Raw genomic sequence first — 26,496 nt, forward strand, 5'->3', positions numbered from 1 at the left:
GCTCACCTATAGACCATGATTGGCCTTGCTTGCCAGAATGCGGCCATTGCTCAGGATATGGCGCGGATCGAAGGCTTGCTTGATGCCTGCCGCCAGATCAAGTGTCACCGGATCGATGCGATCGAGGAACGCCTTCTGCTTGACCCGGCCGATGCCGTGCTCGGCGCTGATCGAGCCGCCATAGCGGTCGACGACGGCAAAGATCTCGGCTTCCGCCTCCTCGAACAGTTGCTCCACCGCTTGCGGATCCATGCCTTCCGGCGGCACGACGTTCAAATGGATGTTGCCGTCGCCGACATGGCCGTAGGTGACGGCGAGCGCGTCGGGTCGGGCGCGCTGCAATTCGAAGAGCGCGTCGGTGACGAAATCGGCGAGTTTGGAGATCGGCACCGAGACGTCGGTGCGCAGATAGCGGCCGCCCCTGCCCTGCCGCTCGACCATGATCTCGCGATAGAGCCACAGCCGCTCGGCCTGCGCCCGGGTCGATGCGACGATGCCGTCCTCGACGATATCGGCGACGCCGCCGAGAAACCCCATGAGCATGGCGGACAGGTCGATCAGCCCGCCGGAGGAAACCTCGATCAGCACATAGGCAGGGTAGGCCTTTGCCAGCGGATCGGCAAAATCCGCGCCCTCGCGCATGGTGATCTCGATGCCCTGGCGCAGGATCAGTTCGAAGGCGGTGAGCAGATCGCTGCAGTCGCGCCGCGCCCGCGCATAGAGCGCCATGGCGTCCTCGACCGAGCGCAGGCCGACCAGCGCCGTCTCGATCTGCGTCGGCTTGGGAAAGAGTTTCAGCGCGGCTGCGGTGACGATGCCGAGCGTGCCTTCCGAGCCGACGAAGATCTGCTTGAGGTCATAGCCGCGATTGTCCTTGCGCAGCACCTTCAGCCCGTTCCAGATCCGGCCGTCGGCCAGCACCACTTCGAGGCCGAGCACCAGGTCACGCGTCATGCCATAGCGCAGCACGTTGAAGCCGCCCGCATTGGTGGCGACGTTGCCGCCGATGCGGCAGCTTCCCTGCGCCCCGAAGGTGATCGGCAGCAGGCAGTCGCACTCTGCGGCGGCGCGCTTGGCATCCTCGAGGATGCAGCCGGCCTCGACCACCATGGCGAAGTCGATCGGGCTGATCGAGCGGATCCGGTTCATGCGCTCCAGCGAGATGACGATCTCGCCGCCATCGGCGGCCACCGCCGCACCAACGAGGCCGGTCAGGCCGCCTTGCGGTACGACCGGAATGCGCTCCGCATGGCAGTTCCGCATCAGCGCCGACATCTCCTCGACCGAGGCCGGACGAGCGACCGCCAGCGGGCGGCCGAAATGATCGCCCGACCAGTCGCGGCTGTAGCGCGCCAGGTCTTCGTCGCTGGTCAGCAAGCCGCCATCCGGCAGCACGCCGGCCAGGGCCGATAGCAGCGATGCGGAAATGGGCGGCACGACATTCATGACCTGGCTCTGGACCCTCTGGGAAAACGACTAGACAACCACCTTGCTTGTCGTGTTATCATACAACCCTGATTTAGAACATCAAGCGAGGCCATGCTCCCGCCAGCTGTTTGATGCGGACGGTCAGACCAGCCAATCACCCGACACGGAGGACTTTCCCAATGAGCGACGCCCCGGGCTTTCGCTATATGCACACCATGATCAGGGTGCTCGACCTCGACAAGTCGATCGCCTTCTACACCGAGGTCCTCGGCATGACCCTGCTGCGCCGGGAGGACTATCCCGGCGGCAAGTTCACCAACGCCTTTGTCGGCTATGGGCCGGAGGACAAGGAAGCCGTCGTCGAGCTGACGCTGAACTGGGGCCGCGAGGAGCCCTACGAGATCGGCACCGGCTTCGGCCACCTGGCGCTCGGCGTCAACGACATCTACGCCGTCTGCGCCGAACTGGAAAAGCGCGGCGCCAAGATTCCGCGCAAGCCCGGGCCGATGCAGCACGGCACCACCCATATCGCTTTCGTCGAGGATCCGGACGGCTACAAGATCGAGCTGATCGGTCTCGACACCATGCAATGACCTGAGCAGGCGGGGCCGCATCGCGCCTTTGATGCGACCCCGTCCGGTCCGCGCTTGCTTGGGAGGCGGTGCGGATGGATCTGTCACTTGATGACCGCGATCTTGCTGCGGTCGATGGTGATGGCGACGGCAGCGATGAGCACCGCGCCGAACACCATGTTTTCCAGGAAGATGTTGACGCCGACGAAGGTCATGCCGATGCGCACGATCGAGATGATCAGCGCACCGACCGCCGTGCGGGCGACGCCGCCCAGCCCGCCGGTGATGGCGGTCCCACCGACGATGACGGCGGCAATGGCCGGCAGCAGCAGCTGGTTGGCGAGGACCGGCGAGCCGCTCGACAGTCGCGCCGCCAAGACCACGCCGGCGACGGCGGCCAGCATGCCGGAGGCGGCGAAGGCGATGATCTTGGTGCGGTCGACATTGATGCCCGCCGCCCAGGMGGCCGGCTCGCCGGCGCCGACGGCGATCGCCTGGCGGCCAAAGCGCGTGTAGCGCAGCGCCAGGAAGCTGGCGATGCCGATGACCGCCGAAATCAGCACCACCACCGGCAGGCCGGCGACGGTGGCGTTGATCCAGGCGGTGTTTTCGCGGCCGCCTTCCTCGATGGTGATGGCGCGGCCGTCGGACACCCACAACGCGATGCCGGTGACCACGCCGCCGGTGGCGAGCGTCGCCACGAAGGAGGGGACGCGCAGCTTGACATGGACGATGCCGCTCAAGGTGCCGAAGGCGAACCCGGACAGGATCGCCACCGGAAAGGCGGCAAGGCCGAGCGAAGGCAGCAGCTGCGCCAGGATGACGCTGGCCAGCGAGGCGACCGCCTGGATCGACAGGTCGATGCCGCCAAGCAGGATGGCGAAGGTGACGCCGGTCGCCAGGATGAACAGCACGGCGGTGTTGGCGAACAAAAGCGCCACGGTCTCGCCGGTGAGAAAGCCGGGCGCGGCGATCTCGATGATCAGAAGCAGGGCGACAAGCAGGACCAGCGGAATGGCGCCTTGCGTCCACTTGCCTTCGAAGATGCGCCGAAGCGAGAAAGCGTCATTCATCGCAGGGCTCCCAAGACCGTTTCGAAAGTCGCTCTGGCGAGTCATATGATGGTGGTTTCGAGAACCGGAGCGCAGCGGACGTTGGTCCGTGAGCACCGGAAGCGCAGAAAACGCCTTCAGATGGCCGCGGGAGCAGAGTTTCCAAACGGTCTCTCATACCATCGCCCGCAACAGTTCCACCTGGTTCGGCTTGTTGCCCGGGCTGGCGTCGAAACGCGCGGTGATCTCGCCGTCGCGCATCACCAGCACCTGGTGCGACAGGCCGATGGTCTCCTCAAGCGTGTCGGAAATCAAAAGGATCGCCACGCCTTGCGCGGAGAGGTCGCGGACCAGTTCGTAGACCTCCTCCTTGGCGCCGACATCGAGGCCGCGGGTCGGATGGTCGAGCACGAGGATGCGCGAGCCCGCCGTCATCCAGCGCGCCAGCACCACCTTCTGCTGGTTGCCGCCGCTGAGCTTGCGGCAGGCGGCGTCGGGCCCGGGCGCCTTGATGCGCAGCCGCTTGATCCAGTCGGCGGCGAGCCGGCGCTCCTTGCCATAGTCGATCGCACCATGGCGCATGACGCTCGACAGGTCGGCCAGCGAAATGTTCTCCGCGATCGACAGGAACATCACCAGCCCTTCGAGCCTGCGCTCGCGCGGCACATAGCCGATACCCCTGCGCACCGCGGGCTCGGGTGAAGCGAAACGCACCGCGTCGCCAGCGATTTTCATTTCACCGGCATCGTGCTGGAGGAAGCCGCCTATGGTGCGCGTCACCTCCTCGCGGCCGGAGCCGACGACGCCGGCAATGCCGACGATCTCGCCGRCCCTGATCTTGAGATCGACGCCGTGATAGGCGCCGTTTGCGCCCAAACCCTTTGCCTCGACCATGACCGTCTCGCGCGGCGCCTGCTGGCGGGCCTCGCGGTAATATTCCGCCTGCAGCCCGCGCCCGACCATGATCTCGTGCAGTTCCGGCGCGGTGACATCGGCGGCGCGATGCTCGGCGACGACGGCACCGTCCTTCATCGTGTAGACGCGGTCGGAGATCGCAAGCACCTCGTCGAGACGGTGCGAGACGAAGACGAAGCTGGCGCGGGATTTGAGCGAGCGTACGCGCGCGAACAGCACCTCGATGTCGGCGGCGTTGAGCACCGAGGTCGGCTCGTCGAGCAGGATGAGCAGCTGCCGCTCGACCACTTCCTCGAGCGTCAGCGCCTTGGCCAGCTCGACCATCTGGCGCGCGGCGAAGGTCAGCTCGGAGGTGCGCGCCGTGACGTCGATGTCGATGCCGATCTTGGCCAGTTGCCGGCGCGCCGCCGCGTTCATGGCGCGCCAGTTGACGATGCCGAAGCGGGTGAAGCGATCTTCCTCGCCGAGATAGATGTTTTCGGCGACCGTCAGATTGAGCACCAGCGACTGTTCCTGGAACACCATGCCGATGCCATGCCGTGCCGCGTCGCGCGGGCTGCGCATGCGCAGCTGGTCGCCGTCGAGGGTGAGGCTGCCGCCATCCGGCCGGTAGCTGCCGGCCAGCACCCGCATCAACGTCGACTTGCCGGCGCCGTTCTCGCCGATCAGCCCGACCACCTCGTTCGGCCGGACCTCGATCGAAACGTCGCGCAGAGCCTGGACGCCAGGGAAATTCTTGATGATGCCGGAAGCGCTCAGCATGGCGGTCACTTGACTATCCTGAGGCGGACGCGGTCGAGCGAGAGCGCCACCGCGGCGATGATCATCAGGCCCTGCACCGTCTGCTGGATGTAGGGCGAAATGCCGAGCAGGATCATGCCGTTGGCAAGCACAGTGACGATCAGCACGCCGATCAGCGTGTTGACGACGCCGCCTTCGCCGCCGGTCAGCGCCGTGCCGCCGACGACGACGGCGGTGACCGCGGCAAACAGCCGGCCGTCGCCGATGACGGCATGCGACTGGCCGAGCTGTGCCGCGGCAAGCACTCCGGCGATGCCGAAGAAGAAACCGGCCAGCGCGAAGGCGGTGATGCGCACGCGCACCACGTTGACGCCGGAGAGCTTGGCGACGTCCTCGTCACCGCCGATGGCCAGGATGTGGCGTCCGAGCTTGGTGTGATACTGGATGACGGCGGCGAGCAGGAACGCCCCGGTCGCGACCCACACCGCCAGCGGCAGGCCGAGGAAACGGGCCAATGCCAGCTCGCGGATCGAGGCATCGTTGAGACGGATCGCCGAGCCGCCGAGCATATAGACCGACAGGCCAAGGCCGATGAACCACATGCCGAGCGTCGCCATGAAGGACGGGATGCGCAGCATGGTCTGGACGAGACCGCTGACGAAACCCATGGCGGTGCCGGCGACGATCGCGGCCAGCACCGCCCACCAGCCATAGTCGTTGCCATTGCTGTCATTGGCGGCGAGCAGCACCACCACCATCGCCGACACCGACAGCGTGCCCTCGACCGAGAGGTCGATGCTGCCCATCAGGATGATGAAGGTCAGTCCCATCGCCAGCGTCAGCGGCACGGCGGCCGAGTTGGCGAGGCGCACCAGGTTGCGCAGCTCGATGAAATTGGGATTGGCGACGGCGATCAGCAGGCAGAGCACGACCAGCACCGCCAGCGGCGCCAGGCTGCGCCAGCGCCTGCCACCGAACATGGTGGCGATGCGGCCGGGGAGAAATGTCATAAGCGTCGTCCGCTCGATGTCCGAAACGGACTTCAGGGGTTCTGTATGGATTGTCAAGAAACCGCTTCCCGTCTGCTGATGACCGTCGCCGGTGCGATGCACGACGACTTTAAAGGGGAGCGGGCCGCCAGGGAGCAGCAGCCCGCCCCGGTGGTCAGGTCCGGATGGCTCCGGTCACCCGACCCCAAAGATCGTTCCAGTCGATCTCCGGCTTGGCGTCGACATTGGTCTTGTAATATTCCTCGACATTGTCGTGCGAGATCAGCACCGCCTTGCCGTAGAATTCGCGGTGTTCCGGCGGTTCCTTGACCGGGTCGAACTTGCCGATCTTGGCGTTGTAGCCGATGGCCAGCCCCATGCCGCCCTGCCAGAACGGATCCGAGGTGACGGTGCAGGCGAACTCGCCGGTGCGCACCGCGTCGACCGCCGTCTTGATGCCGTCGACACCGACGATCGGCACCTTGCCGGCAAGGTTTTCGGCGCGCAGCGCCTCGAGTGCGCCGGAGCCCATGTCGTCATTGGCGGCCCAGATGCCCTTGATGTCGTCGCCGAAGCGGGTGAGCAGATTGCCCATGAGGTCGAAGGCCTCGGTCGATTTCCAGTTGGCGACCTGGAAGTCGAGCAGCTTGATGTCGGGATTGGCGGCGAGCGCGGCGTCGAGACCCTTCTTGCGCTCGATCGCCGCCGTGGTCGAGATCAGGCCGCCGAGGGCGACGATGCCGCCCTTGCCGCCGATGGTCTTGAACAGGATCTCGGCGATGGTCTTGCCGCTTGCGATGCCGTCGAACTCGATGTGGGAAACATAGTTCGGGTTGAAGTCCTTGGGATGCAAATCCGCCGGCTTGTTCCATTGCGTCACGACATAGGCGCCGGCCTTGGCGCAGGCCTCGACGATCGGGCGGGCATCGGGCGTGTCGTTGGGATCGGAATTGAGCACCATGTTGCCGCCGGTCTTGGCCAGCATCGCCTTGATGTCGGCGATGCCTTTCTCGCTGTTGCCTTCCGAAACCAGCGTGACGTGTTCGAGACCGGCCCATTTGGCGTAGGCCTCGGCGCCGGTCTTCCACACCGCGTGGTAGGGATTGGACAACGAGCGGATCGACGTCACCAAAGTCGGTTTTTCCTGCGCGCGCAAAACTTTTGGCATGGCGAGTGCCGCCATTCCGGCGGTGGCGCCCATCATCAGCGTCCGGCGGCTGACCGCGCCCGAAAGCGTTAAACCTGTCCTGTCCTTCATGTATCGAACCTCCCGATTGAATTCTGTTTCCCGCCCGGCGGCATGCGCGGGGAGCGCGGCCGGGCCTCCGATCGACGGGTTGCCAAGCTCCTCACTTGTACGACAACCCTTCAACACGGCAACCATACCCTTTCTCTTGACGCGGCACAAGGGACTTGAGATCGTCGCGCACACGAGGGGGCGCCGATTGTGCCCACATGAGGGAGCGAGAATGCCGGATTACATCATCGTCGGCGGCGGCTCGGCCGGTTGCATTCTGGCTGCCAGGCTGAGCGAGGATCCCGACCTGTCCGTCGTCCTGCTAGAGGCCGGCCCGCCGGACACCGATCGCTACATCCATCTGCCGGTCGGCTTCTTCAAGATGACGGCCGGACCGCTGATCTGGGGCTATGACACGGCGCCCGGCAAGGCGATCGACGGCCGCACCATGGTCTATCCGCAGGCGCGCGTGCTCGGCGGCGGCTCTTCGATCAACGCCCAGGTGTTCACCCGCGGTTGCCCGCAGGATTACGACGGATGGGCAGTCGACGATGGCTGCGCCGGCTGGAGCTATGCCGACGTGCTGCCCTACTTCCGGCGCTCCGAGGGCAACGACACCTTCGCCGGTCCGCAGCACGGCACCGACGGCCCGCTCGGCGTCTCCAGCGGCGCGCCGCATCCGCTGACCCGGGTCTTCGTCAGGGCGGCGCAGCAGGCCGGCCTTCCCTTCAGGGCCGATTTCAATGCCGGGCAGCAGGAAGGCACCGGCTTCTACCAGACGACGACGCGTCAGGGGAAACGCAGCAGCACGGCAGTCGCCTATCTCAGGCCGGCGCTTGGCCGCAGGAACCTGACCTTGCGCACCGACGCCACGGTCGGCCGGATCGTTGTCGAGAACGGCCGCGCCATCGGCGTCGAGATCGTCGTCAACGGCAGAACCGAGCTGTTGCGCGCCGGGCGCGAGGTGATCGTCACCGCCGGCGCCATCGGCTCGCCCAAACTTCTGATGTTGTCCGGCATCGGCCCGGCCGAGCATCTCGGGGCGCATGGCATCGAGGTGATCCACGACCTCGCCGGGGTCGGCCAGAACCTGCATGATCACATGGATGTCGACGCCGTCGCCGAACTCAACGGACCGCATGGTATCGACCGCTACAAGAAGAAGCGCTGGCAGGCGGTCGCCGGCCTAGAATACGCGCTGTTCGGCAAGGGCCCGGTGGCGTCCAACATCGTCGAAGCCGGCGGCTTCTGGTGGGGCGACCGTGCGGAGAAGACGCCTGACATCCAGTTCCATTTCCTGCCTGGCGCCGGCGTCGAGGAAGGCATCGGCTCGGTTCCCGGCGGCAATGGCTGCACGCTGAATTCCTACCACGTCCGCCCCCGCTCGCGCGGCAGCGTCACGCTCAGATCAGCGGATCCGCGCGATCCGCCAATCATCGATCCCAACCCTTTTGCCGAACGCTACGACCTGGAGCGCGCCGTCGACGGCATCGAGATCAGCCGCGAGATCCTGTCCCAGCCTGCCTTCGCCAAATACATCAGCCGGGAGCACCTTCCCGGTGCGGCAACGAAGGGACGCGCGGCGCTGGAAGCCTTCGCCCGCGAACACGGCCGCAGCGCCTACCATCCGGTCGGCTCCTGCCGGATGGGCGGCGATGCGCAAAGCGTCGTCGATCCCGAGCTTCGCGTGCGCGGGCTTCAGGGCCTGCGCGTCTGCGACAGCTCGGTGATGCCAAGCATCGTGTCGTCAAACACCAACGCCGCGGTGATCATGATCGCCGAAAAGGCCGCCGACATGATCGCCGGGCGGTGCCGGTTGCCGGCGCAAGGAGCTCACTCCTCCGGGAACATCGAGCGCGGCGGGAAGTCGGCGCGGCTGTAGTCGACAACGATGAACTTGCCGCCCTGGTATCGTTCCACGACCGGATTGTCCGTCACCTTGCCACGCACGCGCTCGGCCTGGCTGTCGGAACTGTCCAGCGGCGTCCAGCCGATCTTTTGCCTGGCATCATGCCGCCAGAAACCGCGGCTGTTGTTGGACTGTCCCCAGATCACCGAGCAGCCGACATGCTCAGCCTCGGCGCAGCGCTCGATCAGGCTGATAAAATCGCGGTGGGATATCCAGGTCGACAGGATCCGTTCGTCGGGAACTTCCGGCAGCACCGAGCCGATGCGGATCAGCACGCTTTCGACCGCATGCTTGTCCCAGTAGAGCCGCGCCAGCATTTCGCCATAGGCCTTCGACAGACCGTAATAGCCGTCCGGGCGCAACAGGCAGTCCTGGTCGAGAATCTCGGTCCGCTCATAGAGGCCGACCGCGTGCACGGAGGACGGGAACACCACGCGTGCCTTCTGGCTGCGCGCCGCCTCGTAGATGTGGTAGCTGCCGCGCAGATTGGGGCCGAGCACCGTCTCGAAGGCTTGTTCGGTGGATATGCCGCCGAAATGCAGGATCAGCCCGCAGCCTTGGGCAAGATCGTTCACCGCCTGCTGGTCCTCGAGATCGACGCGATCGAAACTTGCGTTTTTCGGCAGCGGGATTGGCAAGGGCGCGACATCGGTCAGCCGCAAGGTCCAGCCCAGTTCTGCCAACCTGACCGAAAGCAGGCGTCCAATCGTGCCGGATGCCCCGGTCAGCAGCACCGGTTTGTCGGAGAGAGCCAATCCCTGTCCTTTCATGATAGGGAAATCGGGAGAGATGTTCGTGCCGGCCCGGCAAGGCGAACGGCTGTTGGGCGCTTGAAGCGCCCCAGCAATGTCATCATATCACCATATAAATAATTGGTTGCCAAGAACAGCGGTTCGTTTATTGCTTGGTGACGATGAAACGTTCCTTTGGCCTTCCCCCTCAGATCAGCCGCACGGCGCAGGTGGCCGACTGGTTCGCGCGCGAAATACGCGCCGGTCATCTGACCAGTGGCGAGAAACTGCCGACCGAGCAGGAACTGATCGCGCAATTCGGAGTGAGCCGCACTGTGATACGCGAGGCGATGGCCTCGCTGCGCTCGGAAGGGCTGGTCGTCAGCCGCCAAGGTTCGGGCGTGTTCGTCGCCGACCACGAGGCCAACACCACATTTCGCATCGTCTCCGACGAGCTTCGTTCGCTGACGGAAGTCCAGAACGTGTTGCAGCTGCGGCTCGCCGTGGAACTCGAAGCCGCCGGCATCGCCGCGGAGAAGCGCAGCGACGACGACCTTGCCCGCATGCGCGATTGCCTTGTCGCCATCGACGCTTCGATCGCGGCCGGCGACAGCGCCATCGAGCCGGATTTTGCTTTCCACCGGGCGATCGCCTCGGCCACCGGCAATCCCTATTTCGAGCGCTTCATGCATTTTCTGGGACCCGTCATCATTCCGCGCCAGTCGATCCGCCCGCGGACTGAGACGCCGGAGCAGCGGCGGCTTTATCTCGAGCAGGTCCAGACGGAGCATCGACGCATCTACCAAGCCATCGAGCGGCACAATGTCGAAGCCGCCCGCTTCACCTTGCGCGAGCATCTGGAGGCGGGCCGCGAGCGCTATCGCCGCATGGTCGACGGTTCGGTCAGCTCGTAGCACGGCGTCGCGCCTGACCTTCATTCCCTGATCTCACGCCAGCTCTCCAACCGGCATGCGGCAGGACTGCATGAGCGCCCCGAGCTGCCGTTCTTCATCCACTGTGAGGTCAAGCAGCGGCGACCGGACCGGTCCACAGTCGATCCCGGCAATGCGCGCGCCGGCTTTGACGATCGAGACGGCATAGCCGGCGCGCCGGTTGCGGATGGCGAGATAGGGCAGGAAGAAGCTGCGGATGAGCTCGCCGACCTCGGCCATGCGGCCGGCGCGCAAGGCGTTGAAGAAACGCAGCGCCATCTCGGGAGCGAAATTATAGATCGCCGACGAATAGGTCGTCATGCCTATTGCCGCGGCCGCACTGGCATGGACTTCGGCCGTCGGCATGCCGCCGATGAAGATCAGGCGGTCGTCCATCCGGTAGCGCAAGGCGGTGAGAAGCTCGATATCGCCAACGCCGTCCTTGAGCCCGATCAGGTTCGGGCAATCCTGCGCCAACCGGTCGAGGGTCTCGGGCGTCAGCACCGCATTGTCCCTGTTGTAGGCGATCACGCCGATACCGACCGAGCGGCAGATGGCGGTCAGATGCCGGCGTAGGCCTTCCTGCTCGGACTTGACCAGATAGGGCGGCAGCACCAGCAGGCCGTCGGCGCCGTTGGCCTCGGCTGCCTTGGCAAACTCGACCGCCATATGCGTGCCGTAGCCGACGCCCGCCAGCAGCGGCAGGTGGTCGGGAACCTCATCCGATGCCGCCCGCACGACACGCTTGTATTCCTCGAGCGTCAGCGAGAAGAACTCCCCCGTGCCGCCGGCGGCGAAAAGCCCGCTCGCTCCGGCAGCGCCCTGCTGCGCGACATGGGCGCGATAGCCCGCTTCGTTGAAGGCGCCGGCATCGTCGAAAAAGGTCAGCGGAAAGGACAGCAGCCCGCGGCCAAGGGATTTGGTCAGCTCGGTCGGTGAGAACGTCAAAACGAGTACTCCGTGTGTGGGGCCGGCAAATCGGCTTGGACGGCAGGGATTTTGGCAGCCGTGGCGTTGGGTGGGTTCATACGATGCCGGGCCGGACTTCGGCCGCGGCGGCGTCGATCGCCTTGCGGCCGAGGCCCGACTTGACTATGCGGATCAATTCCTCCTCGCTGGTGTCGGCCGTGGAGGCGTCCAGCGCGACTTCGCCCGAATGCAGGAAGTTGATGCGGTCGCAGACTTCGAAGATCTGGTTGTAGTTGTGGACGATCAGGATCACCGAGACCTGACGCTGCCGGCGCAGGTTCTGGATCAGGCCCAGGACATGCGCGCTCTCGCGCACGCCGAGTGCCGCCAGCGGCTCGTCCAGCACCAGGATCCTGGGCGACGAATAGATCGAGCGGGCAACGGCGATGCACTGGCGCTGTCCACCCGACAGGAGGTCGACGGTGCTGTTGACGCTGGGGATCGAGATGCCCAGCGTATCCAGGTAGATCTGCGCCTGTTCGCGCATCTTCCTGTTGTCGAGCAGGTTCAGCCCCAGGATGCGCTTATGGTATTCGCGACCGAGGAACATGTTGTGGAAGACGCTGAGGTCGCCGATCAGCGCCAGGTCCTGGTAGACGGTTTCGATGCCCTGGGCGCGCGCGTCGCGCGGCGAGGCGAAACGCACTTCCTTGCCTTGCGAGACGATCGTGCCGGTATCCGGCTGGTGGAAGCCTGACAGGATCTTGATCAGCGTCGACTTGCCCGCGCCATTGTCGCCGACCAGGGCCAGGACCTCGCCCCGGCGCAGCTTGATCGAGACGTCGACAAGTGCCGTCACGGCGCCGAAACTCTTGGAGATGTTGGACATTTCCAGGACGACGGGCGCGTCGGGTGCGAGCGGCGGAATTGTCTGCATGTTCATAGGCGTCTCCGTGTGCGCAGCCGGTCGACCTGGATGCTCAGGATCATCGCCGCGATGATGGCCGCGCCCAGATAGATGTCGGAAACGGTGGCCTGGGCACCGATCATCACCAGGCCGTTGTTGAGCGAAGCGACCACGAACGCGCCGATCAGCGCGCCGATGACGGTGCCGGAACCACCCAGCAGCGAGGTGCCGCCGATGACCGCCGCGGCGATCGCCTGCAAGGTGAGGAACGGGCTGCCGGCCTGCGGGTCGGCCGAGGTAAACTGGGCGGTGTTGATGATGCCGGCGAAGGCCGCGCAGCCGCCGGCGATCATGAAATTGTAGATCTTCATGCGATCGGTCCGCACACCGATTTCGCGCGCGCCGATGATGTTGCTGCCGGTGGCAATCGTGTGCAGACCGAAGGTGGTGCGGTTGAGCGCCAGTGCCAGCGCCAGCACGATCAGCACCGCCCACAGGAAGGGCGTGAAGGCCGTCACGCCATGCCAGGAAAGGAGCGCATCCGACGGCTGGTAGAGGCTCTGCCCGAAGATCGCGTTGAAGGGCTGCTCGACCGGCGCCACGATCGGCTGGCTGTTGTAGATCGAGACGACGATGCCCTGCAGGAAGAACAGCATGCCGACCGTGGTGATCAGCGACGGCACGCGGAAACGCACCGTGATGATGCCGTTGATGGCGCCGACCAGCAAGCCGATCAAGACGCCGACAACGGCGCCGACGGCCAGCGGCACGCCCCAGGTGACCGACATCAGCGCCATGACATAGGGCGCGATCGAGAAGATGGCGCTCAGCGAAAGGTCGATCTCGCCAGTGATCATCAGCATGACTTCGGCAGCCGCGATCAGGCCGAGCCGGCCGGTGTCGCGCAGCACGACACTCATGAATTGCGGCGACAGGAACCCGCCATCGCTGCCGACCTGGAAATAGACCACCAGAACGATGGCGACGACGGCGATGCTGGCCTCGCGATAACGGGAAAGCAGGATGAGCAGCCTCTCCGTCGTCGTCTGCGGAACCTTGACGCCAACGGCGCCCTTCCCGGCTTTTGCGATTGCGATTGGCGGCACTCTTGTCTTCCTGGTTTCGAATTCTGGGCGGGGATCGGCGACGGGCAAGCCGGCGGCAGTCAGCGGCGCCCTCGCCACGTCATCGGACAATGACGTGGCGAGGGCAGGAGTTTTCGCTTGGCTGAACTGCGTCAGGTCGGCTCGACGTCGCTGCGCCCCTCGAAGCGGGACTTGCCGACGTAGGCGTCGACATTGTCCTTGGTCACATAGGCCTGGCTGGTGTCGCTGTTGGCCGGACCGACGAGACCGCCCGACAGCTTGTAGAGATACATCTGCTGGACCGGCAGGAAGCCCTGCAGATAGGCCTGCTGGTCGGTGGTGAAGTTGACGTCGCCGGATTTGATGAAGTCCAGCGTCTGCGGGAAGAGGTCGAAGCCGGCCACGGCGCCGCCGGCTTTCACCAGGCCATACTTGTTGGAGATGAAACCGCAGGCATAGGTGTCGGAACCACCGGTGCCGAACATGCCCTTCACGTCCTTGTGGCTGAGATAGTAGCTCTCGACGCGCGAGATTTCGGTTGCCGGATCGGGCCCGGTGTTGACGACATCGTAAGTGACGCCGCTGCCGCTGTCCTTGATCGCCTGGATGTAGCCGTCGAGGCGCGGCTGTGTGTTGAGCGAGCCGGGCACGCCGATCGACAGCATGACGTGGCCGCCCTTGGGGATCAGCTTCAGCCACTTCAGCGCCGAGTTGTATCCGGACTGGTAGAGCGGCTGGCCGACATAGGACAGTCGCTTGTTGGGGCTGCCGACCGGCACGTCGGCGTTGAAGGCGACGACCGGAATGCCGGCCTGCGCGGCCATGTCGGTGGCGGCATCGAAGGCAGTCGGATCGACCAGGCAGACGGCAATGCCGTCCGATTTCTGCGCGATCGCGGTCTGCATGGCGCTGACCATCTCGGAGACGACGTTCTTCTGCGAACCCGTCCATTGGTAGCTGCAGCCAAAGGCCGCGCAGGCGTCCTGGATGCCATAGACGGTCGGGGTGAAGAACTGGTCGAGCGTCACATGGCAGACGAAGTGGAACTTGTAGGGCTTCCTCGGCAGGCCAGCCGATGAATCCGCTGCCTTGGCGGCGCTGACACCGCCGGCAAGTCCGCCACCCGCCAATCCGCTGGCCAGGCCGGCGGCACCGAGGCCGAGTTTGCCGGCCAGCGCAAAGGCACTGCGTCGGCTGATGGCGGCATTGACCGTCTCCATCTGATTTTTCGCTTCGTCGTCCACTTGGTTCCTCCCTCTTCGTTTTGCGGGCTTGCCCACATTTGTCGTCTGGTTACATTGTTATATGACAACTTTTGTGTCAATGCTTTTTCGACACCGGATTCACGACCGGCCTTTCGCGGCCCGAGCGCGGTGCGGGAAGCCGCTTGGCCGGCACGAAGAACAGCAGCGATCACAGGAAGAGAAAATGGCTGAAATCGAATTCAGGGCTGTCGCGAAGAACGGCCTGAAGGTGACGACGATCGGACTCGGCGGCACCGGGCTGGGCAATATGTATCGCGCCGTCGACACCGACGCCGCGGTCCAGACCGTGCACGCGGCCTATGACAATGGCATTCGCTATTTCGACACAGCACCCGTCTATGGCTTTGGCGTGAGCGAGACCCGGCTTGGGCTGGCGGTCAGATCCTTACCCCGCGCGGACATCGTCATCTCGTCGAAGATCGGCTACGACCTTGTGCCGATCCCGCCCGAGGACCTTCAGCCGGCGCTGTGGGACCAGCCCGGCTCATTCCGCGCCGAGTTCGACTATTCGCGCGACGCCGTGATGCGTTCGCTCGAAGGAACGCTGAAGCGCCTCGACACCGACTATGTCGACATGGTCTCGATCCATGATCCGGACGAAGCCATTCATTTCGGCCCCGGCGAGGATCCCTATGCCAGAAGCCGTTTCAGGGAAGCGATGGACGGCGCCTATCCGGCGCTCGACGAATTGCGTTCGCAAGGCGTCATCAAGGCCGTCGGCGTCGGCATCAACCAATGGCAGATGCTGTCCGACTTCGTCGTGGCGGGTGCGTTCGACTATTTCCTGCTCGCCGGCCGCTACACCTTGCTCGAGCAGGAGCCGCTGGCGACCTTGCTGCCGCTGTGCGAGCAACGCGGCACCAGGATCATCATCGGCGGGCCCTACAATTCCGGCATCCTGGCCACCGGCGCCGTCAAGGGCGCAACCTTCAACACCAGGTCGGCGCCTGAGCCGGTGCTCGAGCGCGTCCGCCGCATCGAGGCTATCTGCATCAGTCACAAGGTGTCGCTGCCGGCGGCCGCGCTTCAGTTCCCGCTCGGCCATCCCCTCGTATCAAGCGTCATTCCGGGCGCGCGATCAGCCGACGAGCTGAAACAGAACCTGGCCTATCTGCGCGAGGATATTCCGCCGGCTTTGTGGGCCGATCTCAAGCAGGCCCGGCTGATCGAAGCCGGCGCACCGGTACCTTGAGCGCCGCTCGGTAGCCAATAGAGCGGTTCTGCGTCTGCTTGAAACGGCGGAACCGCACCAGACGGTCTCGACGAATGCCCGCCTCCACGATCTTAAAGACGCTGGCTGGCTTGGCGGGCGCGCTTGCGGATCTCCTGGCGGGAAATGCCGGCATCCGCCAGCGTGCTGTCCGACACATGCCTCAAGCGCGCAAGCGTCTGGCGATAGGCCCGCCAGCGGGCGAAACGGCGTCGAAGTTCATCCAACATGATTGTCTCCTCTGGCGCACGGATGGCCAGTGCGCATGGTTGGTCGAAAGCGCAAAGCATCCGTGCCAAGCGCATGCGCGATCGAAGGGGTTGCACTGGCTTGCTGGCCAGCCGAGGTGCTTGGGCACGGTCCCGCCGGCAGGATTGTCCAACGCCTCCAAGGCCTGCATGCTTGCGTATGATGCCCGCTTCGCGCTACAGCCAGGGTCGCAAGGAGTTTTTCATTTCTGCAAAATGGATATCGGCTGGGACGATCTAAGGTTGTTTCTCGACGTTGCGCGGCTGGGTGGCCTGAGCGCGGCGACAAGAACCACGCGGCTCAGCGCGGCCACCCTCGGACGACGCGTCACCGCGCTTGAGAAGCAGATCGGCGAACCGCTGTTCGTGCGTCAGCAGACCGGCTACCGGCTGACCCCGGTCGGCGAAGAACTGCTGCGGCGCGCCGAGGACGTCGAGGCGGCAATGCAGTCGCTGACCCGCTGGCGCGAGGGAAGCCTGCCCGACCGTATTGTCCGCGTCTCAGCCGGACCGTGGACCTCGGCCTTCGTTTCCGCCCATATCGGCGAGATCTGGACGGTCGATGACGGCATCAGGGTGGAACTCGTCACCACCACCGACAGGGTCGATATCGGACGCCGTGCCGCCGACATCGGCATCCGAAGCGAGCGCCCGACCGAACAGTGGCTGGCCAGCCGTCTAAGCGGCAAGGTCGCCCACGCCATCTATTCCGGACGCCACCTGATCAACGGCATCGCCGCCGGGCTGTTCGTCGGCGTCACCGGCGAAGGGGCAAACATTGCTTCGGCGCGCTGGCTGCAAGCCCATCATGGCGACCGCATCGCGGTGCGCGGCAACAACACCCATTCGGTGCGCGAACTGGTGGCCGCCGGCGCCGGCCTTTCGGTCTTCCCGTGCTTCGTCGGTGACAGCGATCCGCGGCTGGTTCGCGTCGCCCAGCCTATCCCCGAACTCGAAACCGACCAGTGGATCGTCACCCATCACGAGGAACGTCACGCCCCGCCGGTGCGAAAAGTCGCCGACCGGATCGCCAGGTTGATGCGCGCGCACCAGCCGCTGTTTCGCGGCGAGACGCCGATCCGGTAAGCGCGTCGTTCGGCAACGTGCGGCGACCGCCGCACCATCCTCAACTCGAGGCGAACTCGGCGAGTTCGTCGACGGCTTCCTGAACACCTTGTGCAGCCGCTCGCTCGAACCACAGGCGACCGGCCGCCGGGTCCTGGTCCCCGGCAAGGCCATTGGAAAGATAGCGCCCGAGCATGAGTTGGGCCTGGCCATGTCCCCGCTCGGCGGCGGCCGTGAACCATTTCTGCGCTGCCGCCGGGTCGAGTGACAGACCCTGGCCGCTCCCGTACAGGGCGCCGATCGCAAACATCGCCCCGACGTGGTCGGCTGCGGCTGCCCGCTTGAACAACTGCGCCGCAGCCACGGGCAAGGATGCGCCGCCGCGCCCATTGAGGAGCATTTCGGCAAGCGCCACCTGCGCGTCGACCATGCCGCCATTGGCCGCCCGCTCAAACCAGAGACGGGCCTGTTTCTGGTCGGCCGCCACGCCGCGCCCATCCTGAAGCATGCGCGCATACGCATATTGCGCCTCGGCCACGCCTTCGGCCGCGCGTCTCACCCATTGCGCTGCCTGCTCCTCGTCCTTTCGCACGCCGACGCCCTGGGCAAAGCAGAGCCCGAGGTTGAAGGCTGCAACCAGATCGCCCGACGAGGCGGTCGCCTCGAACCATCCGGCAATGCTGGCGCGGTCGCGGTCGTCAGGCTCGCCTGCGCCTTCGAGGACCAGATTGGCAAAGTCGACCTGCGCTTCCTGATTTCCCGCATTTGCGGACGTGCGCAGCCAGCGGGCTCCCTCCTCGACGTCCTGGGCGACACCGTTTCCCGAGAGATAGAGCGATGCCAAGGCGCGGGCGGCGGCCTGATGGCCTGCATCGGCCGCCCGTCGATACCACGTCGCGGCCTCCGCATAGTCCGGCTGCGAACTCTTCACATAGCGATCGCCGAGACGGTAGGCAGCCTCGATATTTCCCGCCAATGCGGCGCGCCGCAGCCACGCCTCGCCGGCCGCGATATCCTGATCCGCAAGGCCACCATCGATGAGCCCCAATCCCAACCGGAACTGGGCCGAGGGAAGGCCTTTCTCGGCAGCGAGCTGATACAGTCGCGCCGCTGCCGCTCGATCGACCGGCACGCCGCGCCCATGCTCGGTCAGCACCCCAAGGAGGTAGATTGCGGTGGGCAGGCCGGCGTCGGCAGCGCGTCGAACCTCGGCGGCAATCTTGTCCGCCTGCCCAGGTTGCCTGCGCCGGGCGAGCGAAAGAGCAAGGCCCAGGCATCCCTCGGGGCAGCCTGCGGCCGCGGACTTCTCATACCAGCCATGCGCCGCATCGAGATCGCGCATCGCTTCGGGGCCTCTGCTGAGGATATAGCCGAGGATTGCCTGCCCGGTCGCGGAGCCGGCTTCGGCTGCTTTTTTCGCGAGACCGAGCGCTGGCGCGAATTCCGGCTGCCGCGAGGAATCCCGTTCGAACAGGCTTTCCGATCCGATGCGATTGCCGTCGGGCTCCTGTGTCGCCAGTCCAGCCACGTAGAGCGCGGCGAGAAGCGACTGCGCATCGGGGCTGCCGTGATCGGCCGCCCGCCGCAGCCAGCGCGCGCCTTCCGACCGGCTCGGTGGCACACCCGAACCTTCGAGATAGCAACGAGCGACCCGGTATTCGGCCTCGGTGATGCCGGCGCGTGCGGCAATTGCCATCAGCGGAAAGGCTTCTGAAGGCTTGCCGCTGTCAGAAAGCTTTATCGCCCGGCGCAACACCAGCGCCGGCGGGGCAAGGGCAGTCAGCCGGTCAAGGATTGCCATCGATGCGAGAACTCATACCTCCGTTTGTCGCGGCTCGGCACCCAAGCCTATGGCTCCCGCATCGCTTCCTGGCCTACGGGGAGCACGGCGCCGAGAATGTACTTGAGCACGGTGCGACGGCCGACCTTGACGTCGGCGGTCACCGGCATGCCGGGGCTGATCGTGAAACTGGCGGGCACGCCATGGAGGGCGACCTGGTCGATGGAAATCTGCGTGCGATAGAACAGGTCAGTGTCCGATGGCAGCATGGCCAACGAGCTGTTCGGGTCGCGCGCTTGTTCGCGAGCCGAGAAGGAATCCGGGCTGACCGCGCGCACAGTGCCATGTGCCAGGCCATATTGCGAATAAGGAAAGGTGTCGAACTTGATGGCCACGGGATCGCCGACGTGGACGAACCCACTGGTGCGACCGACAATGTTCGTCTCGATCTCCAGCACCGCGTCGTCCGGCACCAGCGTGATCAATCGGTCGCCGGACTGCAGGATCGAGCCGACGGAGACCTTGGCTACCGACTGGACGATGGCATCCGCCTCGCTCTTCAGCTCGACYAGCTGCTTGCGCAGTTTCGCCTTGTTGAGAAGCTCGCGGGCGTCGGACATGCGCGATCCCGCCTCAGACAGGCCCTGCGAGACTTCCGCGCGCCAGCTCTGGATGTAGCCATCGCGGTCGGCGGACACCGTCGCCTGCTGTCGCTTGGCGGCTTCCGATGTCTGCAAGGCGTTGCCGAGCGCCCGGGACATTTCCGCCGAGTTGTCCTCGGCCAGAAGCGTGTTGAGGCGGCTCCCCACCTGTCTTTCTTCCAGTTGCTTGCGCATCTGTTCGATCGAGGCCGCGACGGACAGCCGCTGGCGGTAGCCGTCAGCATCGGACTGGGAACGCGAGATCACGGAACTGAGTTCATCGCTCTGCCGGTCGAAACTCGCCAGCTTGGCGTCGTAGACGGCTTTGCGGCGATCATAGATCGACGCCTGCAAGGTCCAACTCGGGTCCAGGCCGTCATAGTTGAAGGGCTTGCCGTCGGCCTCCGCTTTCAACCGCGCCACTTCGGCCTCAAGCGTCGAAACCTGTGTCGCCAGCGCGGTGAGGTCAGCTGAGGCGAAGGTTGCATCGAGGCGCGCAAGCGTTTGACCGGCTCGCACGCGCTGTCCTTCGCGCACCTCGATCGAGCGCACGATCGCCGTCTCGAGCGGCTGCACCACGATGTTTGGCGATTGCGAGACCACGAGCCCTCTGGTGGTGACGACCTGATCGACCGGTATGATCCCTGCAAGTGTTATCAGGGCGATGACCATGCTCAAGATGATGTAGACGATGCTGCGCGCCATTCGCGGAACAGGCGCATTGGCGATAGCCGTCGACGGCCACTGGAATTCCAGGATGGCGGGCATCGTCGGATCGCTCGGTTCTGTCCGGCGCCGGCGGGCGGGAAGGCTGGATTGGGTGATGCTGATGCTGCTCATGGGGCGCCCCGAAGCCGATGCTCAAACAAGTCGCGGCGGCACGGCGGCCAAACGACCGTGACGGCTGTCGAGATGTCGGTTCTGCTGCAACCAAAGCTGGCGGTAGAGCGCGCATCGTTCGAGCAGGGTCGCGTGCGGCGCGACATCGAGGACCTTGCCTTGATCCATAACCATGATCTGGTCGCACTCGGTCAGTGAGGCAAGCCGGTGCGAGACAATAATCATCGTGCGGCCCCTGGCGATGCGCATGAGATTGGCGCTGACCACCGCCTCGCTCTCCGGGTCAAGCGCGCTGGTCGCCTCGTCGAGGATCAGGACGGTCGGATTGTGGATGAGCGCGCGCGCGATCGCCAGCCGCTGCTTTTGACCGCCCGACAGGTTGGGCGACCCTTCCTCGATATAGGTGTCATAGCCGTTCGGCATGCGTTCGATGAACTMTTCGGCGCCAGCAAGATGGGCGGCTCGCATGGCATCAGAGAGGGTCAGGCCGGGGCGCCCGGCGATGATGTTGTCGCGAATCGACCCACGGAAAAGGAAATTGTCCTGGAGGACCACACCGAGCCCCTGGCGAAGGTGACGCAGGTTGATTTCCTTGAGGTCGACGCCATCCAGCTTGAGAAAACCGCTGTAATCGCGATTGATCCCCTGCAGCAGCCGCGCAACCGTCGATTTTCCCGAACCGCTGCGCCCGACGATGCCGAACATCGTCCCTGCCGGAATGTCGAAGCTGACCCGGTCGAGCGCCGGCGTCTTGGTGCCGAGGTAGGAGAAGGTCAGGTCACGGAAACTGATCTCGCCAACGAGCTTCGGCCTTAGGCCGGTGGAATTCGAACTGCTTTCCAGGGGTCGGTTGAGGACGGATCCTGCTTCGCCGATTGCCGCCCCTACCTCCTCGAAGTCCTCGACCAGTCGAGCAAGGCCGACGAGAGGCTGCGCGACGCGTTGGGCGATCATCATGAATGCGAACAGGCTGCCGATCATGTAGCCAGAGGTGTCGCTCATCGCGAGATAAGCGCCGATCAACATGGTTCCGAGGACCATCACACGCTCGATTGGCGTGACAAGCGTCTGCGGCCAGTTGGCAAGCTGCCCGAAGGCAAGGCGGGCCCTGCCCGCGTCCGCCACCCGCTCATCCCAAAGCGCCTTGCGTTGCGGCTCCAGACCGAGCGCCTTCACCGTCTTGATGCCGACGACGGTTTCGCCGAGCGCCGCCGACTTCCAGGTCTCCGCTTCAACCACCTGCTGGTAGCTGCGGCGCAGTGGCGCGAGAAAGGCGAAGATGATCAGCATGATCACGCCCGCGCAGGCAAGCACGATCCAGCCGAGCGTGGCGTTGATGTAGAACATCACCGGGATCAGCACGCAGAGCGTGATGAGATCGAGGAACGTGCTGAGGAGTTTTCCGGTCAGGAACTCGCGGATGCGATAGATCTGCGCGAGGTGGTACATCGTCTGGCCGGCCGGATGACGCTCGAAATAGTCAAGTGGCAGACGCAGGAGCCTGCTGAAGACATGCAAGTTCAGTTTGGTGTCCAGCCGGGCGCCGACAACGTTGATGATCAGCCTTCGGGCGTGGCCGAGGAGCGTCTCGTAAACGAACAGGACGGCGATTATGGCCGACAGCAGCACGAGGGTCGAAACGCTGTTGAACTGCAGCACCTTGTTGACCAGCGTCATGACGATGAGCGGCGGCAGAACGGTAAGGATGCTGAGCGTGAACGAGGCTATACCGATGTCACGCATGGAACGGCTTTCTAACCGTACCAGGTCGATCAACCAGCGCAGTGTGAAAGGCGCATCGGCAGCGATGTAGGATCGCGCCGGACGCAACAACACCGCCTCACCCGTCCACACCTGCGACAGGCGCAACTCGTCGATGGCGATGGCTTCGTCATCGTCTGGCGCGCCCGCGCTCTTGAGGAAGACGACCTTTCGCTCCGGGCTGGCCCCGGTGAGCAGACCCGCGCCACCGTCATTGAACAGCAGGACGACCGGCCCCGTGTGCTCGAAGCGCAGGAGATGCGACCAGCGGATGCGAAGCGCGCGCGACCACATGCCGCCGTTCTGGGCCCATTGCGAGAGGTCAGCCGCGTTCGGGACCGGGCTTGGGACCGCCGCCCTGAACTCGTTGGGGTCGAGTTCGACGCCATGATAGCGCGCGACCCGCAGCATCGCCTTGAGGCGCGGCTGGATCCGGTCGAACTCGGCGGGTCCGCCGGGACTCCTGGCCGCGTTTTCGCCGTCCGCCCTGCCCGTCGCGACTTCGGCTTCGGTGCCGGCACGGATCGGGACCGGCTGGTTTTCGGCATTCACAGGGACGTTCACCATGGACTTCTCATCCGGTACGCAGGGCGAGGTTCAACAATGCCCGGGCCGAGGCGTTTCAGCCTCGGTTTCCCGCAATGCCCCACTGTACTCCGAACTGATCGGCCGCGCGACTCTCATGCCACTCCTTGTCTTGAGATGATGAACGCGCGAATCCGCTCTCCCGCGAGATCCGCGCGCACGTTTTTCTGTCGGTCGTCTCTCTTCAAGGTTCTTGCTCACTCGTGCGGCTTCAAGAGGTCCTTCAGGGTCTTGGCGGTGTGGTCGTTGCTGGCGAAGCCGGCGCCATGCTTTGTCTGGTCCGAGCTGAGATCCGTGCTCGCCCCCGACGGCTTGTTCTGGTTCTGGCCAAATCCGCTAATCGTCTTGAGGACATTGAGCAGGTCTGTCGTCACAGATGTGGACGCCAGGCCGATCAGGTTGCGGAACGACGCATGGCTGCCGTGATCACTGTTGCCATGTGTCGAGCCCGACTGCAGGAATTTCGCAGCGTCCTTGAGCCCGAGCGACTCGAACGTGACCTTGCCGGCGTGACCGTTACCCGGCTTGCCATCGTGGTCATGCTTGTGTCCCTTCCCTGAATTGCTGCTGTTCTTGTGGTCGTTGTCGTGGCCGTGGCCGTTGCCATTGCCGTTGTTGCCGTTGCCGTTGTTGCCATGATGGCCATGGTGACCATGCTGGTCGTACTTGTCATGATCACCGCCCCAACCGGTCGCACCAGTCGGACCAGGCGCACCTGTGGAACCGGTCGAGCCCGCCGCTCCGGTCGAGCCGGTTGCCCCTGTATGGCCGGTCGCACCCGTCGAACCCGTGGCGCCTGGATCTCCCGTTGCTCCAGTTGCGCCGGTTGCCCCGGTCGAGCCGGTTGCCCCGGTAGAGCCAGTCGCACCGGTCGATCCTGTCGAGCCTGTATGGCCGGTCGCGCCCGTCGAACCAGTGGCGCCGGTCGAGCCGGTTGCTCCGGTCGAGCCGGTATGACCAGTCGCACCAGTCGAACCCGTTGCTCCAGTCGAGCCGGTTGCACCGGTTGCCCCGGTAGAGCCAGTCGCACCGGTAGAGCCTGTCGAGCCGGTATGGCCGGTCGCACCCGTCGAACCCGTTGCTCCAGTCGAGCCGGTTGCACCGGTATGACCAGTCGCACCAGTCGAACCCGTGGCGCCGGTCGAACCAGTATGACCCGTTGCCCCGGTAGAGCCGGTATGACCAGTCGCACCCGTCGAACCCGTGGCTCCGGTCGAGCCGGTATGACCAGTCGCACCAGTGGTACCAGTATGACCCGTTGCTCCGGTTGCCCCGGTAGAGCCAGTCGCACCGGTAGAGCCTGTCGAGCCGGTATGGCCGGTCGCACCCGTCGAACCCGTTGCTCCGGTAGAGCCGGTTGCTCCGGTAGAGCCAGTATGACCAGTCGCACCAGTCGAACCAGTGGCGCCGGTCGAACCAGTATGACCCGTTGCTCCGGTTGCCCCGGTAGCGCCAGTCGCACCGGTCGAGCCTGTCGAGCCGGTATGGCCGGTCGCGCCCGTCGAACCCGTTGCTCCGGTCGAGCCGGTTGCACCAGTAGAGCCGGTTGCTCCGGTAGAGCCGGTATGACCAGTCGCACCAGTCGAACCAGTGGCGCCGGTCGAACCAGTATGACCCGTTGCTCCGGTTGCCCCGGTAGAGCCGGTATGCCCAGTCGCACCAGTCGAACCGGTGGCGCCAGTGGAACCAGTATGACCCGTTGCTCCGGTTGCCCCGGTAGAGCCCGTCGCGCCGGTAGAGCCTGTCGAGCCGGTATGGCCGGTCGCACCAGTGGCGCCGGTCGAACCAGTATGACCCGTTGCTCCGGTTGCCCCGGTAGAGCCTGTCGAGCCGGTATGACCAGTCGCACCAGTCGCACCCGTGACGCCGGTCGAACCAGTATGACCCGTTGCTCCGGTTGCCCCGGTAGAGCCAGTCGCACCGGTAGAGCCTGTCGAGCCGGTATGGCCGGTCGCGCCCGTCGAACCCGTTGCTCCGGTCGAGCCGGTTGCTCCGGTCGAACCCGTAGCACCTGTGGCTCCAGTTGCCCCGGTCGAACCTGTTGCGCCAGTCGAACCCGTGGCACCGGTAGAGCCAGTTGCTCCAGTCGAGCCCGTCGCTCCGGTATCGCCAGTCGCACCTGTGGCACCAGTCGAACCCGTGGCGCCTGTGGAGCCAGTAGCTCCAGTCGAGCCGGTTGCTCCGGTATCACCAGTTGCGCCGGTGGAACCCGTAGCACCTGTGGCTCCGGTTGCACCGGTCGAGCCAGTAGCTCCGGTATCGCCGGTTGCGCCAGTCGCACCTGTGGCGCCGGTATCGCCGGTCGCACCTGTAGCTCCCGTTGCGCCGGTATCGCCGGTTGAACCCGTGGCGCCTGTAGAGCCAGTCGCTCCAGTCGAGCCGGTTGCTCCGGTATCGCCAGTTGCGCCTGTGGCACCCGTAGCACCTGTGGCTCCAGTTGCCCCGGTCGAACCCGTGGCACCCGTATCGCCGGTCGAACCGGTCGCTCCGGTATCGCCCGTGGCACCCGTCGAGCCTGTCGCTCCGGTCGAGCCGGTTGCTCCAGTCGAGCCGGTTGAGCCCGTCGCTCCGGTCGAACCGGTGTCGCCAGTCGAGCCGGTCGAACCCGTTGCACCAGTGTCGCCAGTCGCACCCGTCGAGCCAGTTGCGCCGGTCGAACCAGTCGAGCCAGTCGCACCAGTCGAGCCGGTGGCTCCGGTCGAACCGGTCGAGCCAGTCGCACCAGTCGAGCCCGTCGCTCCGGTCGAGCCGGTATCACCAGTTGCACCTGTCGAGCCGGTTGCTCCAGTCGAGCCGGTCGAGCCAGTCGCTCCGGTCGAACCGGTGGCGCCAGTCGAGCCGGTATCGCCAGTTGCACCTGTCGAGCCAGTCGCACCAGTTGCTCCGGTCGAGCCAGTCGAGCCAGTCGCACCAGTCGAGCCGGTGGCTCCGGTCGAGCCAGTTGCGCCGGTCGCGCCCGTCGAACCCGTGGCGCCCGTCGAACCGGTATGACCCGTTGCTCCAGTCGAGCCGGTTGAGCCGGTAGAGCCGGTATGACCAGTCGCACCAGTCGAACCCGTCGCGCCGGTATGGCCGGTGGCGCCCGTCGAACCCGTGGCGCCGGTCGCACCGGTATGACCCGTTGCTCCAGTCGAGCCCGTCGCGCCGGTATGGCCGGTGGCGCCCGTCGAACCCGTGGCGCCGGTCGCACCGGTATGACCCGTTGCTCCAGTCGAGCCCGTCGCGCCGGTATGGCCGGTCGCGCCCGTCGAACCCGTAGCGCCAGTATGACCCGTTGCACCCGTGGCGCCTGTAGAGCCAGTTGCACCGGTCGAGCCCGCAGCGCCGGTAGGGCCGGTCGCACCAGTCGAACCCGTAGCGCCTGGATCTCCCGTCGCGCCGGTGGCTCCAGTGGCTCCGGTATCACCCGTTGCTCCCGTCGCGCCGGTTGAACCCGTGGCGCCTGTAGAGCCAGTGGCTCCAGTCGCTCCGGTCGAGCCTGTGGCTCCGGTTGCACCGGTCGAACCAGTCGCCCCGGTATCGCCGGTTGCACCGGTCGAGCCAGTAGCCCCGGTATCGCCGGTCGCACCTGTGGCGCCGGTTGCTCCAGTCGAACCTGTGGCTCCAGTATCGCCAGTGGCGCCTGTCGAGCCGGTTGCTCCAGTCGAACCTGTGGCTCCGGTATCGCCAGTGGCGCCAGTCGAGCCAGTTGCTC

General features: G+C 65.3%; 20 protein-coding genes. 5 read left to right on the forward strand and 15 right to left on the reverse strand.

Features of this window, described 5'->3' with window-relative positions; genetic code table 11:
- Nucleotides 1–6: 6 nt before the first annotated feature.
- On the reverse strand, nt 7–1,446 hold the full coding sequence (locus tag AC1DZP_RS07135; RefSeq protein ID WP_477301110.1) for an FAD-binding oxidoreductase: 1,440 nt from the start codon (nt 1,444–1,446) through the stop codon (nt 7–9).
- Between the two features lie 161 nt (nt 1,447–1,607).
- On the opposite strand from AC1DZP_RS07135, the gene gloA reads away from it, so the two are divergent.
- A complete protein-coding gene (gloA, locus tag AC1DZP_RS07140; protein ID WP_095080570.1) occupies nt 1,608–2,021 on the forward strand; it encodes a lactoylglutathione lyase in 414 nt (137 codons plus the stop codon).
- A gap of 83 nt (nt 2,022–2,104) precedes the next feature.
- Here gloA and AC1DZP_RS07145 read toward each other — a convergent pair whose 3' ends face one another.
- From AC1DZP_RS07145 to AC1DZP_RS07160, 4 genes are all read right to left on the reverse strand, one after another.
- Nucleotides 2,105–3,073, reverse strand: coding sequence for an ABC transporter permease (locus tag AC1DZP_RS07145; protein ID WP_477301112.1), 969 nt, complete (start codon nt 3,071–3,073; stop codon nt 2,105–2,107).
- A 153-nt stretch (nt 3,074–3,226) separates the two neighbouring features.
- The gene (locus AC1DZP_RS07150) at nt 3,227–4,729 is read right to left on the reverse strand and encodes a sugar ABC transporter ATP-binding protein (RefSeq protein WP_477301182.1); all 1,503 of its coding nucleotides are present in this window, start codon (nt 4,727–4,729) and stop codon (nt 3,227–3,229) included.
- A gap of 5 nt (nt 4,730–4,734) precedes the next feature.
- Nucleotides 4,735–5,718 carry an ABC transporter permease gene (locus AC1DZP_RS07155; protein ID WP_477301114.1) on the reverse strand — a complete coding sequence of 328 codons (984 nt, stop codon included), beginning with the start codon at nt 5,716–5,718 and terminating at the stop codon, nt 4,735–4,737.
- Nucleotides 5,719–5,872: 154 nt separating this feature from the next.
- Nucleotides 5,873–6,955: a sugar ABC transporter substrate-binding protein gene (locus AC1DZP_RS07160; RefSeq protein WP_095080563.1), complete on the reverse strand. Its 1,083-nt coding sequence runs from the start codon at nt 6,953–6,955 to the stop codon at nt 5,873–5,875.
- Nucleotides 6,956–7,166: 211 nt separating this feature from the next.
- Between AC1DZP_RS07160 and AC1DZP_RS07165 the strand changes: the two genes are divergently transcribed.
- Entirely contained in the window at nt 7,167–8,816 is a 1,650-nt protein-coding gene (locus AC1DZP_RS07165; protein WP_477301116.1) for a GMC family oxidoreductase, read from the forward strand.
- On the opposite strand, the gene AC1DZP_RS07170 is transcribed toward AC1DZP_RS07165, so the two are convergent.
- Nucleotides 8,768–9,598 (reverse strand): NAD-dependent epimerase/dehydratase family protein, encoded by an 831-nt coding sequence (locus AC1DZP_RS07170; RefSeq protein WP_477301118.1) that lies wholly within the window; start codon nt 9,596–9,598, stop codon nt 8,768–8,770. The genes AC1DZP_RS07165 and AC1DZP_RS07170 overlap by 49 nt on opposite strands.
- Before the next feature lie 158 nt (nt 9,599–9,756).
- Between AC1DZP_RS07170 and AC1DZP_RS07175 the strand changes: the two genes are divergently transcribed.
- Nucleotides 9,757–10,488 carry a FadR/GntR family transcriptional regulator gene (locus AC1DZP_RS07175; RefSeq protein WP_095080558.1) on the forward strand — a complete coding sequence of 244 codons (732 nt, stop codon included), beginning with the start codon at nt 9,757–9,759 and terminating at the stop codon, nt 10,486–10,488.
- 33 nt (nt 10,489–10,521) lie between these two features.
- On the opposite strand, the gene kdgD is transcribed toward AC1DZP_RS07175, so the two are convergent.
- From kdgD to AC1DZP_RS07195, 4 genes are all read right to left on the reverse strand, one after another.
- Entirely contained in the window at nt 10,522–11,454 is a 933-nt protein-coding gene (kdgD, locus tag AC1DZP_RS07180; RefSeq protein ID WP_477301120.1) for a 5-dehydro-4-deoxyglucarate dehydratase, read from the reverse strand.
- A 76-nt stretch (nt 11,455–11,530) separates the two neighbouring features.
- On the reverse strand, nt 11,531–12,358 hold the full coding sequence (locus tag AC1DZP_RS07185; protein WP_477301122.1) for an ATP-binding cassette domain-containing protein: 828 nt from the start codon (nt 12,356–12,358) through the stop codon (nt 11,531–11,533).
- Nucleotides 12,355–13,428, reverse strand: coding sequence for an ABC transporter permease (locus tag AC1DZP_RS07190; RefSeq protein WP_477301124.1), 1,074 nt, complete (start codon nt 13,426–13,428; stop codon nt 12,355–12,357). The genes AC1DZP_RS07185 and AC1DZP_RS07190 overlap by 4 nt, the downstream gene beginning before the upstream one ends.
- Nucleotides 13,429–13,559: 131 nt before the next feature.
- Entirely contained in the window at nt 13,560–14,651 is a 1,092-nt protein-coding gene (locus AC1DZP_RS07195) for a substrate-binding domain-containing protein (RefSeq protein ID WP_477301126.1), read from the reverse strand.
- Between the two features lie 184 nt (nt 14,652–14,835).
- Between AC1DZP_RS07195 and AC1DZP_RS07200 the strand changes: the two genes are divergently transcribed.
- Nucleotides 14,836–15,864 (forward strand): aldo/keto reductase, encoded by a 1,029-nt coding sequence (locus tag AC1DZP_RS07200; RefSeq protein ID WP_477301128.1) that lies wholly within the window; start codon nt 14,836–14,838, stop codon nt 15,862–15,864.
- A 92-nt stretch (nt 15,865–15,956) separates the two neighbouring features.
- On the opposite strand, the gene AC1DZP_RS07205 is transcribed toward AC1DZP_RS07200, so the two are convergent.
- Complete coding sequence (locus AC1DZP_RS07205; RefSeq protein ID WP_143748634.1) at nt 15,957–16,112, reverse strand: YjiS-like domain-containing protein; 156 nt, start codon at nt 16,110–16,112, stop codon at nt 15,957–15,959.
- A gap of 234 nt (nt 16,113–16,346) precedes the next feature.
- Between AC1DZP_RS07205 and AC1DZP_RS07210 the strand changes: the two genes are divergently transcribed.
- Nucleotides 16,347–17,216 carry a LysR family transcriptional regulator gene (locus AC1DZP_RS07210; protein WP_477301130.1) on the forward strand — a complete coding sequence of 290 codons (870 nt, stop codon included), beginning with the start codon at nt 16,347–16,349 and terminating at the stop codon, nt 17,214–17,216.
- Between the two features lie 40 nt (nt 17,217–17,256).
- Here the strand turns inward: AC1DZP_RS07210 and AC1DZP_RS07215 are convergent, their stop codons facing one another.
- From AC1DZP_RS07215 to AC1DZP_RS07230, 4 genes are all read right to left on the reverse strand, one after another.
- Complete coding sequence (locus AC1DZP_RS07215; protein ID WP_477301132.1) at nt 17,257–18,996, reverse strand: tetratricopeptide repeat protein; 1,740 nt, start codon at nt 18,994–18,996, stop codon at nt 17,257–17,259.
- 47 nt (nt 18,997–19,043) lie between these two features.
- The gene (locus AC1DZP_RS07220) at nt 19,044–20,456 is read right to left on the reverse strand and encodes an HlyD family type I secretion periplasmic adaptor subunit (RefSeq protein ID WP_477301134.1); all 1,413 of its coding nucleotides are present in this window, start codon (nt 20,454–20,456) and stop codon (nt 19,044–19,046) included.
- 21 nt (nt 20,457–20,477) lie between these two features.
- A complete protein-coding gene (locus tag AC1DZP_RS07225) occupies nt 20,478–22,784 on the reverse strand; it encodes a peptidase domain-containing ABC transporter (protein WP_477301136.1) in 2,307 nt (768 codons plus the stop codon).
- 215 nt (nt 22,785–22,999) lie between these two features.
- Nucleotides 23,000–26,496: beta strand repeat-containing protein (locus AC1DZP_RS07230; protein WP_477301138.1), on the reverse strand; the 3,497-nt coding region annotated here is incomplete at its 5' end.

This window comes from Mesorhizobium sp. P2_F8 (assembly GCF_056403655.1).